The 17,033-nt window shown below is 38.4% G+C and carries 19 protein-coding genes and 4 pseudogenes (1 of these 23 only partly in view); 9 read left to right on the forward strand and 14 right to left on the reverse strand.

Annotated features, from left to right (window positions below; all coding sequences use genetic code 11):
• Positions 1-526, forward strand: partial view of a DUF7133 domain-containing protein gene (locus tag NYZ99_RS06305; protein WP_260574468.1) — the 3' portion only. It extends 1,715 nt beyond the left edge of the window; the window shows 526 of its 2,241 coding nt (coding positions 1,716-2,241); its start codon lies beyond the left edge, outside the window; the stop codon is at positions 524-526.
• Between the two features lie 4 nt (positions 527-530).
• On the opposite strand, the gene NYZ99_RS06310 is transcribed toward NYZ99_RS06305, so the two are convergent.
• Positions 531-1,439, reverse strand: a complete 909-nt coding sequence (locus NYZ99_RS06310; protein ID WP_260574469.1) for a ThuA domain-containing protein — start codon at positions 1,437-1,439, stop codon at positions 531-533.
• A gap of 184 nt (positions 1,440-1,623) precedes the next feature.
• Here NYZ99_RS06310 and NYZ99_RS06315 point away from each other — a divergent pair, with 184 nt between their 5' ends.
• Genes NYZ99_RS06315 through uxuA form a run of 3 tightly spaced genes read left to right on the forward strand, consistent with a single transcriptional unit; the run spans position 1,624 to position 3,635 of the window.
• Positions 1,624-2,466 (forward strand): SDR family oxidoreductase, encoded by an 843-nt coding sequence (locus tag NYZ99_RS06315; protein ID WP_260574470.1) that lies wholly within the window; start codon positions 1,624-1,626, stop codon positions 2,464-2,466.
• Positions 2,441-2,683 carry a mannonate dehydratase gene (locus tag NYZ99_RS06320; RefSeq protein WP_260574471.1) on the forward strand — a complete coding sequence of 81 codons (243 nt, stop codon included), beginning with the start codon at positions 2,441-2,443 and terminating at the stop codon, positions 2,681-2,683. The genes NYZ99_RS06315 and NYZ99_RS06320 overlap by 26 nt, the downstream gene beginning before the upstream one ends.
• Complete coding sequence (gene uxuA / locus NYZ99_RS06325) at positions 2,640-3,635, forward strand: mannonate dehydratase (RefSeq protein ID WP_260575202.1); 996 nt, start codon at positions 2,640-2,642, stop codon at positions 3,633-3,635. The genes NYZ99_RS06320 and uxuA overlap by 44 nt, the downstream gene beginning before the upstream one ends.
• Positions 3,636-3,640: 5 nt before the next feature.
• Here uxuA and NYZ99_RS06330 read toward each other — a convergent pair.
• Together NYZ99_RS06330 and NYZ99_RS06335 are read right to left on the reverse strand one after the other, a co-directional pair.
• A pseudogene (locus NYZ99_RS06330) lies at positions 3,641-4,063 on the reverse strand (DUF4268 domain-containing protein).
• Positions 4,064-4,213: 150 nt separating this feature from the next.
• Positions 4,214-4,735, reverse strand: a complete 522-nt coding sequence (locus NYZ99_RS06335; protein ID WP_338039346.1) for a ZIP family metal transporter — start codon at positions 4,733-4,735, stop codon at positions 4,214-4,216.
• Positions 4,736-4,823: 88 nt separating this feature from the next.
• On the opposite strand from NYZ99_RS06335, the pseudogene NYZ99_RS06340 reads away from it, so the two are divergent.
• Positions 4,824-5,990: pseudogene (locus NYZ99_RS06340) on the forward strand (THUMP domain-containing class I SAM-dependent RNA methyltransferase).
• Between the two features lie 4 nt (positions 5,991-5,994).
• A complete protein-coding gene (locus NYZ99_RS06345) occupies positions 5,995-6,225 on the forward strand; it encodes a hypothetical protein (RefSeq protein WP_260574472.1) in 231 nt (76 codons plus the stop codon).
• Here the strand turns inward: NYZ99_RS06345 and NYZ99_RS06350 are convergent, their stop codons facing one another.
• The 3 genes and pseudogenes from NYZ99_RS06350 to rlmD all read right to left on the reverse strand — a co-directional run bounded on the left by NYZ99_RS06350 (position 6,226) and on the right by rlmD (position 8,885).
• Positions 6,226-6,984: a DUF6048 family protein gene (locus NYZ99_RS06350; protein ID WP_260574473.1), complete on the reverse strand. Its 759-nt coding sequence runs from the start codon at positions 6,982-6,984 to the stop codon at positions 6,226-6,228.
• Entirely contained in the window at positions 6,965-7,471 is a 507-nt protein-coding gene (locus tag NYZ99_RS06355) for a DUF6452 family protein (RefSeq protein WP_260574474.1), read from the reverse strand. The genes NYZ99_RS06350 and NYZ99_RS06355 overlap by 20 nt, the downstream gene beginning before the upstream one ends.
• 1 nt (position 7,472) lies before the next feature.
• Positions 7,473-8,885: pseudogene (gene rlmD / locus NYZ99_RS06360) on the reverse strand (23S rRNA (uracil(1939)-C(5))-methyltransferase RlmD).
• A gap of 247 nt (positions 8,886-9,132) precedes the next feature.
• Here rlmD and rocD point away from each other — a divergent pair.
• On the forward strand, positions 9,133-10,413 hold the full coding sequence (gene rocD, locus NYZ99_RS06365) for an ornithine--oxo-acid transaminase (RefSeq protein WP_260574475.1): 1,281 nt from the start codon (positions 9,133-9,135) through the stop codon (positions 10,411-10,413).
• Between the two features lie 46 nt (positions 10,414-10,459).
• On the opposite strand, the gene NYZ99_RS06370 is transcribed toward rocD, so the two are convergent.
• From NYZ99_RS06370 to NYZ99_RS06380, 3 genes are read right to left on the reverse strand one after another with little or no spacing between them, the layout of a single operon-like run.
• Entirely contained in the window at positions 10,460-10,762 is a 303-nt protein-coding gene (locus NYZ99_RS06370) for a CCC motif membrane protein (RefSeq protein WP_338039347.1), read from the reverse strand.
• A 12-nt stretch (positions 10,763-10,774) separates the two neighbouring features.
• The gene (locus NYZ99_RS06375) at positions 10,775-11,107 is read right to left on the reverse strand and encodes a CCC motif membrane protein (protein ID WP_260574477.1); all 333 of its coding nucleotides are present in this window, start codon (positions 11,105-11,107) and stop codon (positions 10,775-10,777) included.
• Positions 11,108-11,125: 18 nt separating this feature from the next.
• A complete protein-coding gene (locus tag NYZ99_RS06380) occupies positions 11,126-11,464 on the reverse strand; it encodes a DUF2752 domain-containing protein (protein WP_260574478.1) in 339 nt (112 codons plus the stop codon).
• A 26-nt stretch (positions 11,465-11,490) separates the two neighbouring features.
• Between NYZ99_RS06380 and NYZ99_RS06385 the strand changes: the two genes are divergently transcribed.
• Positions 11,491-12,033: a Smr/MutS family protein gene (locus NYZ99_RS06385; RefSeq protein ID WP_260574479.1), complete on the forward strand. Its 543-nt coding sequence runs from the start codon at positions 11,491-11,493 to the stop codon at positions 12,031-12,033.
• Between the two features lie 3 nt (positions 12,034-12,036).
• Here the strand turns inward: NYZ99_RS06385 and NYZ99_RS06390 are convergent, their stop codons facing one another.
• A complete protein-coding gene (locus NYZ99_RS06390) occupies positions 12,037-12,540 on the reverse strand; it encodes a hypothetical protein (RefSeq protein ID WP_260574480.1) in 504 nt (167 codons plus the stop codon).
• 208 nt (positions 12,541-12,748) lie between these two features.
• Here NYZ99_RS06390 and NYZ99_RS06395 point away from each other — a divergent pair.
• Positions 12,749-13,895, forward strand: a pseudogene (locus NYZ99_RS06395) (cysteine desulfurase family protein).
• 130 nt (positions 13,896-14,025) lie between these two features.
• Here NYZ99_RS06395 and NYZ99_RS21445 read toward each other — a convergent pair.
• The 4 genes from NYZ99_RS21445 to NYZ99_RS21460 all read right to left on the reverse strand — a co-directional run bounded on the left by NYZ99_RS21445 (position 14,026) and on the right by NYZ99_RS21460 (position 17,032).
• Positions 14,026-14,208: a hypothetical protein gene (locus NYZ99_RS21445; protein WP_338039348.1), complete on the reverse strand. Its 183-nt coding sequence runs from the start codon at positions 14,206-14,208 to the stop codon at positions 14,026-14,028.
• 86 nt (positions 14,209-14,294) lie between these two features.
• On the reverse strand, positions 14,295-14,447 hold the full coding sequence (locus tag NYZ99_RS21450) for a hypothetical protein (RefSeq protein ID WP_338039349.1): 153 nt from the start codon (positions 14,445-14,447) through the stop codon (positions 14,295-14,297).
• Between the two features lie 118 nt (positions 14,448-14,565).
• On the reverse strand, positions 14,566-15,507 hold the full coding sequence (locus NYZ99_RS21455) for a TonB-dependent receptor (protein ID WP_338039491.1): 942 nt from the start codon (positions 15,505-15,507) through the stop codon (positions 14,566-14,568).
• A complete protein-coding gene (locus NYZ99_RS21460) occupies positions 15,431-17,032 on the reverse strand; it encodes a carboxypeptidase-like regulatory domain-containing protein (protein WP_338039350.1) in 1,602 nt (533 codons plus the stop codon). The genes NYZ99_RS21455 and NYZ99_RS21460 overlap by 77 nt, the downstream gene beginning before the upstream one ends.
• Position 17,033: the final 1 nt, after the last annotated feature.

Raw genomic sequence — 17,033 nt, forward strand, 5'->3', positions numbered from 1 at the left:
AAAATCACTAGATGAAAATAATTTTGAAACTACCTCGCTTTTGTATCAAATGCTTTTAGAAAGTATCCAGAACAAGGAAGATGATATTCTCAACCCAATATATGTAAGCAATGGTCTAAATGAAGACTCTCGAACTAAAGGAGCCAAAATTTTTAGACAAATTTGTGCCGCCTGTCATGGAATCAATGGAGAGGGTAATGAGGGTCTTGCTCCACCATTGGTACATTCCAATTACGTTTCAGAACCAATTGAACGTATGGCCCTAATTATTTTAAATGGCTTAAAGGGACCTATTCATGTTAATGGCGAATTGTATGAAATGAATCAGGCCATGCCGGGGTTGAAAAACAACGAAACTTTATCTGATGAGGATATTGCAGACGTAATTACCTATGTAAGCAATGCTTTTGCGGATAATCCTGTTTGGATTTCAGCGGATAGAATTCGTGAATTAAGAAAATTGAAATCCCGAGACGGAAACGAATATACTGAGGAGGAACTATTGGAACTTTCTTTTCAGGAGTAGAGAATTAGGATTTAATTGGTGAATCATCACACTCCAAATCTCCGGTAGCATAAAGTAGTCCATTGAGTAGGAATGATAGTATACCAGGATTTTCATAGCTCTGAGGGTTATGGGATGGGGCAGAGTAAAAAATCCTTCCCTCTCCATACTTTTTGATCCATGCCAAATAATTACGGTTTTTGAAAGCCTCTTTGTTTTTTCCTTCGATTTTATCTGCTTCCATGTATAGTAGGGGTTTAAAATCATAGTCAAAATAAGCATTGTTGAAGAAATAAGGTTCATCAATATGCTCAAAGCCTTTACCATCAAAGCCTTGAAGAATGGGATGATTTTTATCCGCCAGTTTTACTTGTATCATTTGCTGTTTGGGATGATAATCGAAACTTCCCCCTACTAGTTCACTGAATTTTTTTGATTTGTTCAACATAGTGATACCACCATGTAGTACGACCATACCCCTACCTTCTTCTATAAACTTCAAAATGTTGTTTTCGTACTGTTCGGCCTTTTTCCATGCCGCATCCGAATTTATTTGTTCTTTGAATACATCATAGAAAAGATTTCTATTGTCCCTTTCCGAACAATTATTATTCAAAACGATGGCATCAAACTTGTAAATATTTTCCTTTTTGAACATGTCCACATCATCAGAAGTAACTATCTCAAAGTTTCCGCTTTTTTCAGCAATTCCTTTCAATATGGCCCTAGTATGAGGTACTGTCCAGTGGTCAAAACCGGTAAACAGGCTAAATATTAAAACTTTTCTTTTTTCTACCAGTTTTGGGTAATCATTCGGTAGTTGTGAAACGATGGTATTTGTCCATTCACTAGTTAATTCGAAGGGTTCCAGATCTTGGGAATAGGTTTTGAATATCAATAAAAAAATGACTAGAAAATAAACTGTGGATTTCATTTATAATCGAATTTGAAAAGTGAGAATTTATGCTCTTGATTTTTACCAATGTAACTATTTAAAATTATATTATTGGTAAATCAAGGTAGAATAAGAGTTTCTAAAACCTTATTTTTAACACTCGAAATTTGTTCAAACATGGATAATCGTATCCGGACGTCACGTTCAATCTCAATACACTCAGATGACCGATTTATTTTCGCTAAAAAATAAAGTAGTAGCACTATCCGGTGGAACTGGAACACTTGGTGGGTCAATCGCCAAATACTTGATAGAGCAGGATGCCCAAGTCATTTTGTTGGGTAGATCGACTAAAAAATTGCGGGATAAAAAAAATGAACTGGATGCTATTTCTTCAGGAGGAACCTATACATATGAGGTAGATGTTTTGAACGAAGAGGCCCTCAATGAAGTTCGCGAGGAAATAGCACAAAAGTTCGAAAAGTTAGATGGCTTGGTCAATTTAGCAGGTGGAAATATCCCGGGTGCTACCTTGAGTGCCAATCAAAGTATTTATGATATTGCCATTTCGGATACACAAAAGGTTTTGGATATTAATCTTTTTGGTACGGTTATCCCAACTATCGTGCTGAGCGGACTTATGGCTAGGCAAGGACATGGTTCCATTATTAATATTTCTTCCATGGCTTCGAAACAGGCTATTTCTAGAGTCTTAGGTTATTCCATGGCCAAGGCTGGCGTGGATACTTTTACACAATGGATGGCTAACGAAATGGCATCGAAATTCACGGACCGGATTCGCGTGAACGCCATAGCTCCCGGATTTTTTATCGGAAATCAAAATAGAAGTCTTTTAACCAATGAAGATGGGTCTTATACCGAGCGAGGAAATAAAATTATTACCAATACACCTATGGCCCGGTTTGGAGATGCATCCGAATTAAATGGTATGGTGCATTATTTACTGAGCGATGCTTCCAGCTTTGTAACGGGGGTATGTTATGATGTTGATGGAGGGTTTAATTCTTTTTCGGCGTATAATGGAATATTTAAAGAAGACATTTAGATGGTTTGGACCTGCTTTTGGGGTTCGATTAAGCGATATTAGGCAAATAGGTGTCGAGGGTATTGTAGCCGCTTGTCAGGATGTACCCTTGGGAGAGGTTTGGCCTATTGAAACCATATCCTCCTTGAAATCTGAGATAGAATGTGCGGGATTGGAATGGTCGGTGGTTGAAAGTGTCAATATTCATACATCCATTAAATACGGACTTCCGAGATAGGGACCGGTACATTGCTAATTATATCGAAACTCTAAAAAACTTGGCAAAGAACGACATCAAGGTTGTTTGCTATAACTTCATGCAGCTGATTGATTGGACACGCACCAACTTGGATTACAAATTGCCCAATGGTGCTTCTGCTTTAAAATATGATCCATTAGCCGCCGCTGCCTTTGATATTTATATTCTTAAAAGGGAAAATGCAGAAAAGGATTATAACGATGAGTTTTTACAAGAAGTATCAACTTTTTTCAAGAGCCTTTCTACGGCAGAAGTTTCAAAACTGGAAAAATCCATCCTTGCCGGAATGCCAGGTTCTAGAAAGCTTATCGATTTGGAGGAGTTCAAGAAGAACCATAAAACCGTTTTGGCTATCAGCAAAAATAAACTTCAAGATAATCTGGCTTATTTTCTAAAAGCGATTATTCCGGAAGCCGAAAAACTAGGGGTAAAGATGGCTATCCATCCGGATGACCCACCTTTTTCCGTATTTGGAGTACCTAGGATAGTTTCCAATTACGAGGAACTTAAATTTTTGTTGGATGCCTGTCCATCACCTAGTAACGGACTAACCTTTTGTTCGGGTTCTTTAGGGGCCTCTTCTGAAAATGATTTGGTGAAAATCATCAACGATTTCGGAGATAAAATTCACTTTATTCATTTAAGAAACGTACAAAGAAATGAGAATGGAAGCTTTTATGAGGCAGAGCATTTAAAAGGCTCCGTACCCATGGAAAAAGTAATGAAGGCGATAGTGGAAGAACAGATAAAAAGAAACCAAAAAGGAGAAATTGTAAATATTCCCATGCGTCCCGATCACGGACATGTCCTATTGGATGACATGAATAGGCAGGATGATTTTTACTCCGGATATTCCCTAATAGGTAGGGCATTGGGACTTGCGCAGCTGTCGGGGCTTGAAATGGGAATTAGGGAAAGTCTACTTTCCTAAAGGTTTCAAGGTTTTAGAATGTCTCTATAGTCATCAAAAAAAGCCTCGATTTTAACCATGTTCTCGCTTAAAAATTTCATGGTTTCCAACCACGTGTTTTTATTGTGAATGGAAACATTATCAAGGGCTACATATACTCGGAAATTTCCTTTTGATTATCCGAATATGATATTCATCAAAAATGGCCTTAGGCCAATAATCCTCCAATAGTATGGATTTTAAGGAAATAAGTTTCTCCCATAGATCAATTCGCTGCCCAAGGTCCCTTCAACATCGATGGAAACCATCGCTTTTTTTACATCAAAACTAAACTTTAAGGAAAGTCCTTTTATTTTAGTTTTGTACAATATCCATTTTTTAGGATAGGATTTTCCAAAGGAAATCCAAAATTCCTCCCTTAGTTTTCTTGACTCCTCTCTACTGAACATTATAGAAAATACGCTATAATTATTCCCAATACTATCACCAATAATTTCCTTAGATTGAATTTATGGCCTTCTGAACTTTCAAAAAGGATGACTGTTGAGATATGCAATAATACCCCTATGACCATCGCATTTATATAAACAAGGTTGTCTTTAAAAAAATCCAAGGTACTGGAGAGAAAAGTGCCCAAAGGGGTCATCAAGGAAAATAGAAAAATAAACAATGCAGAAGTAATTGGTTTCAATTTGGATCCCTAACAAAAAGAAACTTAAAATAACCGCGATTGCAATTTTATGGATTAATATACCGTAGATGAGACTATTGTTTTCGGATAAGGGCACCCCTTCCAATAACGAGTGAAGGGATAAACTTGCAAATAATAACCATGGGAAGTGGGTATCTGTATTGGATAAATGGACATGCCCATGTTCCGCTCCCTTAGAAAAAAATTCCAAGAAAATTTGCAGTAGAATTCCCAACATTATGAAGATTCCAATAGTCTTTGTGTTGGAATGCTCATAAACCTCTGGCAATAACTCAAAAATGGTTAATGCCAATAAAAAGGCCCCACTAAAAGCAAGTAATAATCTAAAGTGCTCCTTTTTTGTAGGCCTGATCCAGTAAACAAAAATGTAACTTAAAAGCACGCCAAGAATGGGCAGGATATAAATCATGAAAAGCAAGGTTTATTACCAAATTGAGAGCGGTGGCTCTTTGCTGCATCAAAATTAACGTATTTTTGCTGTACGCTAAACATCGTTTATGGGGAATAATTTTAGGATGATAGCCAAAACACTTTTTGGCTTTGAGGATCTATTGGCCAAGGAATTAAGGAATCTAGGTGCCGGGAATGTGGAAGTTGGTGTGCGCAATGTGGCATTTGATGGTGATACTGGATTCATGTACAAGGCCAATCTTTGTTTAAGAACCGCAATTAAAATCATTAAACCCATAAACTCTTTTCAGGTTTCCGGGGAAGATGATCTTTATAGAAAGATTTATCGAATGGATTGGTCCGAATATTTATCGGTCGATGATACGTTCGCAATAGATGCGACGGTTTTCTCCGATAATTTTACTCATTCCCTGTATGTTTCCCAAAAGACGAAGGACGCCATTGCCGATAAATTTCGTGAAACCGACGGAAAACGTCCCTCTGTGGATGTCAAGAATCCAGATTTAAGAATTAATATTCATATTCATAACGACCAATGCAATCTTTCCCTGGATACTTCGGTGCTTCTTTGCATCATAGGGGCTATAGGATTGCGACCAACATTGCGCCAATAAACGAGGTTTTGGCAGCCGGGCTCTTATTACTAAGTGGATGGGACGGTCAATGTGATTTTATGGATCCTATGTGCGGGAGTGGCACCATGTTGACAGAAGCAGCTATGATAGCTTGTAATATTCCAGCAAATATCAATAGGAAAGGCTTTGCGTTTGAAAAATGGCCGAGACTTTGATGCAGGCCTTTATGAAAAAATAATCGATGTCAGCCTAAAAAAAACCAGGGAATTCCATCATAAGATTATTGGAATGGACAAAGCTCCATCTGCCGTAAGAAAGGCCCAGGAGAATATTGAAAATGCAAACCTATCGGATTATATAGAAGTTAGGCGCGATAATTTTTTCAAGACCGAAAAGGTGACAGATGGACCGTTACACATGTGTTTTAATCCACCTTATGGAGAACGATTGGACATTGATATGCAAAACTTTTATGCGTCCATTGGTGATACGCTAAAACAGGGATATCCCGGTACAAATGCCTGGATGATAACGTCCAATTTAGATGCACTAAAACATGTAGGTCTTAGAACTTCTCGTAAAATAAAAGTTTTTAATAGCCATTTGGAATCAAGATTGGTTCAGTATGAAATATATGAGGGGAGTAAAAAAGCCAAATATAATAACCCAAAATCATAAGCTGATGAGTTTGAAACAAAAAGCATTACTGTTTAATTTTCTAGGTTTTGCCGCTATCTTTCTAGTAATGCGATTTGGCTTACCTTATTTTTTATCGATTAAACCTTTATACATTTCACTATTTTCCGCACTATTGGCTATGGTTTTAGCTCCCAAGTTTGCGATTGCCCAAGTTGAGGGCACCAAGAAATTGATGATGAAATGGATTTTCTTGAAGGGGTTTAAGGAACTCTGATCACTCATTTATTTCATCGGATACTTCTTCCGGACTCTTTTTCTTTTTATAGAGCGGTAGAAAATAAGAAATAGAGTAATTATAGCCCACTCCAAATTTGGTTCCATCGGTAACCTTATTAAAACCTGGAATCCAAAGATTTGGAAAACGAGCATCCCCACCGTCTGAATCCGACACCAAAAAGCCCATTCTAATACTTGCCCCTAAAAATATATTGGCGAACAATTCCACCTTTGTGCCAAAGAGGGCTTCTACCCAAATTGCCGAACGACCTGAAAACTCCTCGGAAATGCTAGAGCCCTGCCCGAAACCATCCGTATTCCAATACCTATTGGAATTGAAATATTGATAATTGTTCAAGGTCCGGCTAAAGGTACTGTATGCCAAACGTCCTCCATAATAGAGCAAATTTTGCTCGCCGTACCAATTGTCATAAGTATTGTTGTCTACACCAACCTTAATATAACTACCTGTTGTGGTAAAATTATAAAGGTCTTCCTGTTTGGTTTTATCTTCGGTGCCTAGTTCGGCGGCAAGGTAGAGTGTATTGGTCAGTCTATAATCGGCCACAATCTCAAAACCGGTATAGTCATCGTTTAATGAACTCATGAGGGGCCTACTAAGGTCGATTCCTGCCCTAAGTCCGTAGGATTGTCTGTACTCTGCGGTGTCCTTGGGTTGTGTGTCAATAGGGTTGCTTTGGGCAAAGCCAAACATCAGTCCAAAAAGAAAAAAAACACTAGTGAAATATTTTGACATGGGTAGAATCTGAGTTTGTAACAGTGGCCCTAATGACTTCAATATCCGTAATCCAATTACCGGAACCTGATTGTAAGTTGGTATTAAGATTTTCATAATTAACCACAAATCCACAGGCCCGGGAAGCAAAATCTTCTATTCGATCGTAATTAAACGTCAATGTGTCTATATTTCCTGTTTCCTGTCCACCATCGTTGGTCGCGGAATTCGATATTAGATAAAAAGTAGTGGCATCTGCTTCTGTTTTAAGGGGAAGGGTGACACTATTTAGGTTTGACCTATCTGTGAACGTATTTACCGCCGAGGTTTGTCCTTCACCCATAATTCTTAAAGCGGTTACGTTCTTGTTAGTCTCAGGATTTGCAGCGTCGAAAAATTCAAGCACCAATAAGGGTGTATCCCCTTCCACACATATATCATCCTTCTCACATGAAGATATCACGGTAGTAAGGAACAAGGCGAAAATCACCCGATTAAAATTCTGCATGCTATTTTTTCTTTTTTAAAAGTACGACATTTTCAACATGGTGGGTCTGAGGAAACATATCTACGGGTTGTACTTTTACTACTTTATAGGATTCTTTCATAAGCTCTAAGTCCCTAGCCTGGGTAGCGCTGTTACAGCTAACGTACACTATACGGGAGGGAGCAATGTCCAAAATTTTTTGTACCACATCTTTATGCATTCCATCCCTTGGTGGATCGGTTATGATTACATCCGGTTTTCCATGCTGGGAAATGAAATTAGTATTGAAAACGTTCTTCATATCTCCTACGAAGAATTCCACATTACTGATATTGTTACTTTCGGCATTTGCCTTGGCATCCGAGAATCGCATCCGGAACAGACTCAATCCCTATTACTTTCTTAGCTTTTTTGGAAACGAATTGTGCAATGGTGCCTGTACCTGTGTAAAGATCATATACCAGTTCATCTCCTTCTAACATGGCAAAGTCACGTGTTATTTTATAGAGTTCATAAGCTTGTTCAGAGTTGGTCCGGTAAAAGGATTTGGCCGTTATTTTAAATTGAAGACCTTCCATTTCCTCAAAAATGTGATTCCTCCCTGAAAAACAAACCACCTTTTGGTCATAAATGGTATCATTTTGTTTTTCATTGATCACATAGAGCAGTGAAGTGATTTCGGGAAATGATTTCTTTAAGTGATTAAGAAGTAGTTCCCTGTTTGTCTGGTTATCTTCAAAAAATTGAATCAGTACCATCAATTCTCCAGTGGAAGTGGTACGAATCATCAAAGTTCGAAGCAATCCGTGTTGATTACGAGGATTAAAAAAGGTCAATCCGTTATCTATTGCGAATTTTTTGGTTTCCGAGCGAATAGCATTGGAGGGTCCCTTTGCAAATGGCACTTTTTTATATCCAAAATTTTGTCCCACATTCCCGGGATATGGAAACCAAGGGCATTTTTGTTCTCAATGTCCTTCTCGGATTTAATTTCATCCAATGTTAGCCATCTACTGTCAGAAAAAGAGAACTCCATTTTGTTCCTATAAAAATAGATATCCTTGGAACCTAAAATGGGTTGTATTTCAGGCAAGTCTAAATGGCCAATTCGTCTTAAATTATTTTCAACCTCCTTTTGTTTATAAAAGAGCTGATGTTCGTACCCCATATTTTGCCATTTACAACCTCCACAAACACCAAAATGTTCACATTGAGGGGTAACCCGTTTATCCGAAAGAGTATGGAATTCAATGGCCGTACCTTCAAAATAACTCTTTCTTTTCTTGTGAGTTTGCACATCCACCACATCGCCAGGAACAGCGTTGTCCAGGAAAACAATTCTCCCATCAGGAGCCTTTCCAACGGTCTTGCCTTTGGCACCGGCATCTACGACTTCTACATTCTCAAAAACGAGTCTCCTTTTGTTCTTTCGCATGCGGCAAAAATAATAGGTTTCTTTGGATTGTTAGGTAGGTTAGTGATAGTATTAACATGTGTTTGTACACCGTTAAATATACTTTATAATAAAAGGGATTATTTGTACTTTTGGAGTTCTACAGGGATGATTTCTCTCCCACGCTGAATTTTCGTTCCGTCCCGATAGCTATTGGGAGTCATCGGGATTTTGAAAGGATAAAGGTACAGAAGGAATTGCTAAAGTTTTATTTAAAGTAATTTTTATCATGTCAGTTTTAGAAAACATCACTTCTGAAGATGCAATCGCATTGGAGAATAAGTACGGAGCCCACAATTACCATCCTTTACCTGTAGTATTAAGTAGAGGTGAAGGTGTGTATGTTTGGGACGTGGAGGGAAGAAAATATTATGATTTTCTTTCGGCCTATTCAGCAGTAAACCAAGGCCATTGCCACCCTAAAATAGTGGGTGCTATGATGGATCAGGCCCAAACGTTAACCCTCACGTCTAGGGCATTTTATAATGACAAATTAGGAGCCTTCGAAAAGTATGCTACGGAGACATTCGGCTTTGACAAACTTCTTCCAATGAATACAGGGGCAGAGGCAGTAGAAACCGCGTTGAAAATCTGTCGAAAATGGGCTTATGAAAAGAAGGATATTCCTGAGAACGAAGCTGAAATCATCGTATGTGAAAATAATTTTCACGGTAGAACGACAACCATAATTTCGTTTTCCAATGACCCTGTTGCACGAAAGAATTTTGGACCTTATACGAAGGGCTTCATAAAGATTGAATATGATAATCTTCAGGCTTTGGAGAAAGCTTTGAAGAGCAGCCCAAATGTAGCCGGGTTCTTGGTGGAACCCATACAAGGAGAGGCAGGAGTATATGTTCCCTCGGAGGATTACTTAAAAAGAGCCAAGGCACTATGCGACAAGTATAATGTCCTTTTCATTGCGGACGAGATCCAAACTGGTATTGCCCGCACCGGTAGGCTATTGGCTACGTGTGGAAATTGCTCTTGTGCCGATAAGCATTGTAGTGGTACTCCGGAGGTGAAACCCGATATTTTAATTTTGGGAAAGGCATTGTCCGGTGGGGCGTATCCTGTTTCCGCGGTATTGGCTAATAACCATATTATGGAGGTCATTAGACCAGGAAACCATGGAAGTACTTTTGGGGGCAACCCTGTGGCAGCTACCATAGCTATGGCCGCCTTGGATGTTATAAAAGAAGAACGTTTGGCGGAAAATGCCCAAGAACTGGGAGAATTATTTCGTTTGAAGTTGAATGAATTTATCCCAAACTGCGACTTGGTAACCTCGGTTCGAGGTAAGGGCTTGTTAAATGCAATACTGATTAATGATACAGAAGAAAGTTCCACTGCTTGGGATATCTGTATGGCGTTAAAGGAAAACGGCTTATTGGCTAAACCAACTCACGGTAATATAATCCGGTTTGCGCCACCCTTGGTAATGACCAAGGAACAATTGCTGGAATGTGTTGATATTATAATACGAACACTGTCCAATTTCAGGAAATAAAAAAATCCCCGAGATAAGAGCTCGGGGATTTTTTATGGGATTTGTATTATTGGAAATTTCCTGAGGACATTATAATGGCCACAATAGCACCAAAATAAATAATGGTAAATATCAGGTATACTAAAGCCGGACCTAGTCCGATATAGGAAAGGATTCTGCCAGTTTTGGCATTTTCAAACCCGCTGTAATTATTATCCTTATCGGAATGGTATAAATTTTCAGCTTTCTTGGCATTGCTCAATCCTATGATGCTAAAAATAGCACCAAAGGGACCGCAGCAAAACAATGTTAAAACAATGGATAAAATGCCAAAAGTAAGGGCGTTACTGGCTCCTGGTAATGGTTGCATACTCAAATGATATTATTCTTCAATTCCCCATTGTTCCATCATATCCCTGGATTGCTCCATATAGGCATCCCAACCACCCATGGACATAATAGAGTAAATCGACCACAGTAGATAAAGTACACCAAGTGCAAGTACTACTATGGAAATTGTTTTGGCTGTTTTTAAAGTACTGTAGTTTGAATAATTCTCAGGATTCTCTTTGTACAATTTTTCGTCCTTTAGGGCAAGAAACAAAGCTATTCCCCCAAAAAGAACCCCAGGTATTCCTGCGAAGCAGCAGCATACAAATCCTATTATCGCCAAGACGATAACAATTGTAACATTAGGTAATTTTTGTTGTTCCATAATTTTTAAAGGGTTTGGTTAAATAAATTTAAGTGCATAATTAACTAAAATAACACCAACCGTGGTAACCATTAAGACATTGGTAATATAATTGGCATATTTAATTTTTAGGAATTTACCGAACAGCAAAAAGGCGAAGAGTATGATCATTGGGTAAATAGCGGGATACATTTTAAATGCGTCAATGAACGCTCCTTTGAACAAAAAAAGCAAGGAACGCTGTAATCCGCATCCTGGACAATCAACACCAAAAAGTTGCTTGGTAAAACATGGAAGCATAAACCTTTCAATGTTGATAAAGTATACTATGGCCGATAATTGCATGGTACCCATAATTCTTAAGCTGAAAATTACCACTATTTTTGGGTAATCAAAACAAAATTATGGCTCAATTTGAAATAGGGGATAGGGTAGAGGCTATTGATGATGTTATATCGGGAATCGTGAACCACGTTAAGGGTGATATGGTTACTTTGATTACCGAGGATGGATTCCCAATGGAATTTCAAAAAAGTGAATTGGTGCTTATCGCCAATGATATTCGTGTAAGTAATTTTGAGGTGGCCCAAATTAAAAAAGAAAAAGAGGGGCCCAAAAAAAGAAGGACAAAAACGGTTAAACCAAAAGAAAGGAACCTGCCAAAGATGGAAGTGGATCTACATATTAATCAGCTCGTTAAGAATCCAAAGTCACTGAGCAATTTTGATATGTTGAACTTACAATTGGAAACGGCCAAAAGACAATTGGATTTTGCCATTGGAAAACGTATCCAAAAATTGGTATTTATTCACGGGGTTGGCGAAGGTGTTTTGAAGGAAGAGTTATTTTCTTTGTTTAGAAAATATGAAAATGTAAAATACTATGATGCTGATTACCAAAAATATGGATTGGGAGCCACTGAAGTTTACATTTATCAAAATTATTAAATCCTATTGACTGGTAGTTATAGTACCGAACTCATTGATTCTTAAATCGGTAATTCTACTACCATTTTCGGTTACCAGCGAGATACCGCTCAGGCGTATTGTATGTTCAAAAGTTACAGAATCTAATTCTGTAGTCGTAATATAAATAATCCCGTCTTCGGCAGATACCTCTTTTGTAACCACAGGTTCTACGGGAGGTACATCATCGCAAAAATAAGAGGAAGCAACAGTACCTGAGAAGATTCTATAAATCACCGATCCGGACTCATTTACATTAACTGCGATATCTTCTGTAGTTATCTCATTTTTAATAGCTCCATTGGGTAATTCTAAAATTAAGGCTTCGTCCCCGTTTATTTTGAACAAAACATTGGATGCAGTAACGGAGACCCCGCCACAATTTTGAACCGAGGTAATACTGTCAAAGTCCAATGTCTCTATTTCTAAATCCCCATCATCACAAGAAAAAAAGATGATGCAAAGGACACACGATATATATTTTTTCATCCCTCAAATTTAATTGAATTTATCGGATATGACTTTATGCGATGGCTATCTATTAAGTATAAATTAACGGATTTGTTAAACAGAAAATCCAAGATTTCATTGGATTAAACAATCGCAACTAGGTACCTCAGGTAATCATTACTTTCGAACAAGGTGTTTTGCCATATTTCAATTACTTTTGAAGTTTTAAAATAATACTCCGGAAGACATGAAACATGTTTATCTAGACAATGCGGCCACCACAAGGGTGAGGGATGAGGTCATCTCTAAAATGCAGGAAGCCTTGGCCAACAATTATGGTAACCCTTCTTCCACACATAGTTTTGGTAGAACTGCCAAAACGGCTATAGAAAGTGCAAGAAAGACTATTGCAAAATATATGAATGCGCATCCGTCAGAAATTATTTTTACTTCCGGAGGAACGGAAGCCGATAATATGATTTTAAGGAGTGCTGTGAAGGATTTAGGTGTTGAGACTATTATTACTTCAAAAATTGAACACCATGCCGTATTGCATACTCGGAAGAAATGGAAGCCCATGGGCTAATCAATCTATTGTTTGTGCAACTTGACGAAGTTGGGAATCCGATTTAGATCACTTAAAGGAACTTTTACAAAAGGATTCGACCAAAAAATTGGTCAGTTTGATGCATGTGAACAATGAAATTGGGAACTTATTAGATATTGCAGAAGTTGCTAAAATTAGTAAAGAAAATAGTGCTTTGTTTCATTCCGATTCCGTACAATCCATTGGACATTACAATTGGGATGTAAAGGAAGTTCCTGTCGATTTTTTGGCTGCTGCGGCGCATAAATTTCATGATCCAAAAGGAATTGGTTTTGCCTATATCCGAAAAAATTCCGGCCTCAAATGTATGATTTCCGGAGGTTCTCAAGAACGAGGATTTAGGGCAGGAACAGAATCCTTCCATAATATCGTTGGTTTGGAAGAGGCCTTTGTATTGGCGTACGACAACCTTGAAATAGAGCAGGAATTTGTTAGGGGCTTGAAGGAGTATTTCATTGAAGAGGTAAAAAAAGAGATTCCCGAGGCCAAATTTAATGGCCTTTCGGGTAATTTGGAAAGTAGTACCTACACTTTGGCCAATGTTTGTTTGCCGGTAACCCCTGAAAAGGGATTGATGCTCCTTTTTCATCCGGATATAAAGGGTATTGCCTGTTCCAAAGGAAGTGCCTGTCAAAGCGGTAGTGATACGGGCTCCCATGTGCTGAATGAAATTTTAAGTGAGGAAGACCTTAAAAAACCATCCTTGCGGTTTTCTTTTTCGAAGTATAATACTAAGGAGGAAATAGACTATACCATTGGAGTGTTAAAGGAATTTACCAAGAAATAGGATCCACTTATTTTAGTCTCTTCTATCTTTTTTCCGCTCCCTTTCGTAAGGGAATTTACGAATGGCGAGTTTCATCATTCTATCAATGAGATCATCCGTATTCTTACCGGTTTTTTTATTGATTTCCTTCTCATATTTCCGAGAGAAGTTTGCCGGTATCGCCATCGCTAATCTTTACCCCGATGCGACCATAATCCGCGTCCCCAGAGAAATAATCCGTAATACTGAAATCCGTAGAAACTCCTTTGGACAAAAGTACGTTTAAATCCAGTGTGCCACTAATAATTGCGTCCACGCCCAGGATGTCACTCAATTGTTTTGTTGTGTAGACATCAATGTTTCCATAGTCAATCTTGTTTTGTGCAAGAATCGCCTTGGTATCCTTTATATTTTGGAAGCTTACCGGGAATTTCTTTTTTTCTTTCTATTGGAAAAATAGGTCTCAAAAGCATCTTGAACAGCGTATCCCTCTTTTTCTTCCAAGGATTTAATATCTACTTCAGATGAGTTATCCCTAAGGTCCAAATTGGTCAAAAAAGGTAAAATCGCCAATACTTTATGATCATCGCTTAATTCATCGAATCGTGGATTTTCATAAATGTTCTTCGGGCATGTAAGGTAATGGCACAAAAAAGGAAAAAGTAAATGATGTATTTCTGCATTTTCTATATCACAATCGCATTTGTAATCTCAAATTTAGAACTCTAGAGGTAAGGTAATTGGGGACAGCATACTCGTTTTTGCTATCTATATCCCTCACCCAAGTGTTGGTTATCGAATTTTGATTGTTGAACATATTAAAAATTTCGAAACCAACACTTAAGTTCTTGAAAGCATTCAACCAATGATCTTTGTCGAATGTTTTGTTCTTATCGGCAAAAATATAGGAAATTCCTAAATCGGCACGTTTATAATCTCTTAATCTATTCTGAAAAATATAGGGGTCCGCATAACTGGGAGAGCCTCCAGGCACGCCGGTATTGTATACAAGATTTAAATACATTTTTAAATCGGGTATGTTTGGGATATAGTCTTGAAATAGGATACCCATTTTAAACCTTTGATCCGTAGGCCTAGATATGTACCCTTGGTTATTTCTGTTTTCCTTGGTTTCCATATAGCCAAGACTTATCCAAGATTCGGTGCCAGGCACGAAAGCTCCATTTAACCTAACTTCCGCTCCGTATACATAAGCTTCGGCATTGTTATTGGCGCTATATCTAATACGCACGTCCTCCAGCGTATAGGAATTTACCTGCGTCAATTTTTTGTAGTACGCCTCACTGGTCAGTGAAAAAGGTCGTTCCCAAAGTAGGAAACTGTATTCGTTACTTGCAACGGCATGAAAGGATTTTTGGGCTTTCACATTTGGGTTGATTTTACCTGTACTATCCCTTAGCTCCCTATAAAATGGAGGTTGCTGGTAAAGGCCTGTTGAAAGTCTGAATAATATGTCCTTTTTCCAATTCGGCTTTAAGGCAATTTGTGCCCTTGGGCTGAGTATGGTATGTGATACTTTTTCCACATTTCTACCGCTAACGATCCAATGGTGTGCACGAATTCCAATATTGTAATAAAGATTGCCAAATTTCAAATCGGTCTCGGGTTCCAATTTGTAGAAAACCGGAAAACCGATTCGTCTTCACAAAATTCAGGGCATTTATACTTTGGTAAGCTTCCAAAGGCGCTATGAAGGGTTCCTCTGGTTGGTTATTTATAAAGGGTGTACCCGGTGGTCTAATTGAAAACCCCAAAGAATCGATAAATTCCGATTCCCGAAGCCGGTCCCTAATGTCTTCATGGGTATATTTTATACCCCATTCTATTTGTGATTTATTTTTTTGGTGGGTACCCTTATGTGACAAGTTAAAAATAAGGGCATCCAAATCATTCCTTGCCCGATTAAATTGTGAGCCCACCCCTCGATTATTTACAGACTGCCCAAAGTCTTCACTCCCCAAGTTACTATCTACCTCGCCCAATAGGTAACTCGCTATGATGTCGGAATATTCCTCCTCTGTGGTGTGGTATAGGGAGGAAATTAATTTTAAAGTGGTATTCTCGTTTAAATAATAGTTTCCCTTGATAGCCCCTAAAGCCGTAGCATACTGATTATTTTCCGAACCCTCATAAAAAATGGTCAATGCCCGGGGATCCGTAATGGTACCAAAATTGGTCTGTCTTTGCCTAGGTTCATTTTTATAGTTATTAACCGATACATTACCCAAGAAGTTAAGATTGAATTTGTTCGAAAACTGATAGGTAATAAAACTTTGAAAATCGGTAAAGTTAGGCTGCAGACTCCCCTGGGTCTGAAGACTGTTCAGCAAAAGTGAATTGTTTCGATATCGAAAACCCGATGTGGAACTCAATCTTTTATTTTTGGAGCGGGTGTCCATCGAGACATTTGCACCCAAAAAACTAAAATCTCCCATTATGCTAAAACCCGTAGGAATCTTGTATTTGATATCCAATACAGAAGATAATTTATCCCCATACTTTGCTTGAAAACCGCCAGGGGAAAACACGACATCCTGTACAAGGTTGCTATTTATAAAACTAAGGCCCTCCTGTTGGGCTGAACGGATTAAAAAAGGGCGATAGACCTCAATTTCATTGATATATACCAAATTCTCATCAAAGTTGCCACCGCGAACGGCATACTGGGTACTCAATTCGTTGTTTGAATTTACCCCTGGTAAGATCTTAAGAATATTCTCCACGCCCGCATTGGCACCCGGTATTTTTCTAATTTCTTCTGGCGAAATGGAAAGGGTTTCCAAAGGTTTTCGATTCCCGTCAGAGGAGACCGTAACTTCCTCCATTTGAATGGCATTGGACTTTAAAATAAGGTTAAACTCAAAGGTTTCGTTGGTATTAAAAAGTACTTTTTCCGGAATGACCGTTTGGTGCCCAATATGGGAAAAAGTGATGGTCGTTTCCACATCGGAAACAAGTTCCAATAAATAAAAACCCGTATCATCTGAGAAGGTAGTTGTAGTACCGGAGCGAATTTGAGTATTAGGAAGGGGATTATTACCCTCATCCAAGACGATTCCGGTTATGGTGGCAGTTTGAGCCGCCCCAATAATACAAAATAGAAGTATTGGGGCGAAAATGATTTTCTGCAGCTTCAAA

It is taken from the genome of Maribacter litopenaei (assembly GCF_025244665.1).
In the GTDB taxonomy this organism is placed as follows: Bacteria; Bacteroidota; Bacteroidia; order Flavobacteriales; family Flavobacteriaceae; genus Maribacter; species Maribacter litopenaei.

Bases quoted from the DNA above. Each gene is read 5' to 3' on its own strand.
- NYZ99_RS06310 (WP_260574469.1), bottom strand. From the start codon at position 1,439: ATGAAATCCACAGTTTATTTTCTAGTCATTTTTTTATTGATATTCAAA.
- NYZ99_RS06315 (WP_260574470.1), top strand. From the start codon at position 1,624: ATGACCGATTTATTTTCGCTAAAAAATAAAGTAGTAGCACTATCCGGT.
- NYZ99_RS06320 (WP_260574471.1), top strand. From the start codon at position 2,441: ATGGAATATTTAAAGAAGACATTTAGATGGTTTGGACCTGCTTTTGGG.
- NYZ99_RS06335 (WP_338039346.1), bottom strand. From the start codon at position 4,735: ATGATTTATATCCTGCCCATTCTTGGCGTGCTTTTAAGTTACATTTTT.
- NYZ99_RS06345 (WP_260574472.1), top strand. From the start codon at position 5,995: ATGAGTTTGAAACAAAAAGCATTACTGTTTAATTTTCTAGGTTTTGCC.
- NYZ99_RS06350 (WP_260574473.1), bottom strand. From the start codon at position 6,984: ATGTCAAAATATTTCACTAGTGTTTTTTTTCTTTTTGGACTGATGTTT.
- NYZ99_RS06355 (WP_260574474.1), bottom strand. From the start codon at position 7,471: ATGCAGAATTTTAATCGGGTGATTTTCGCCTTGTTCCTTACTACCGTG.
- rocD (WP_260574475.1), top strand. From the start codon at position 9,133: ATGTCAGTTTTAGAAAACATCACTTCTGAAGATGCAATCGCATTGGAG.
- NYZ99_RS06370 (WP_338039347.1), bottom strand. From the start codon at position 10,762: ATGCAACCATTACCAGGAGCCAGTAACGCCCTTACTTTTGGCATTTTA.
- NYZ99_RS06375 (WP_260574477.1), bottom strand. From the start codon at position 11,107: ATGGAACAACAAAAATTACCTAATGTTACAATTGTTATCGTCTTGGCG.
- NYZ99_RS06385 (WP_260574479.1), top strand. From the start codon at position 11,491: ATGGCTCAATTTGAAATAGGGGATAGGGTAGAGGCTATTGATGATGTT.
- NYZ99_RS06390 (WP_260574480.1), bottom strand. From the start codon at position 12,540: ATGAAAAAATATATATCGTGTGTCCTTTGCATCATCTTTTTTTCTTGT.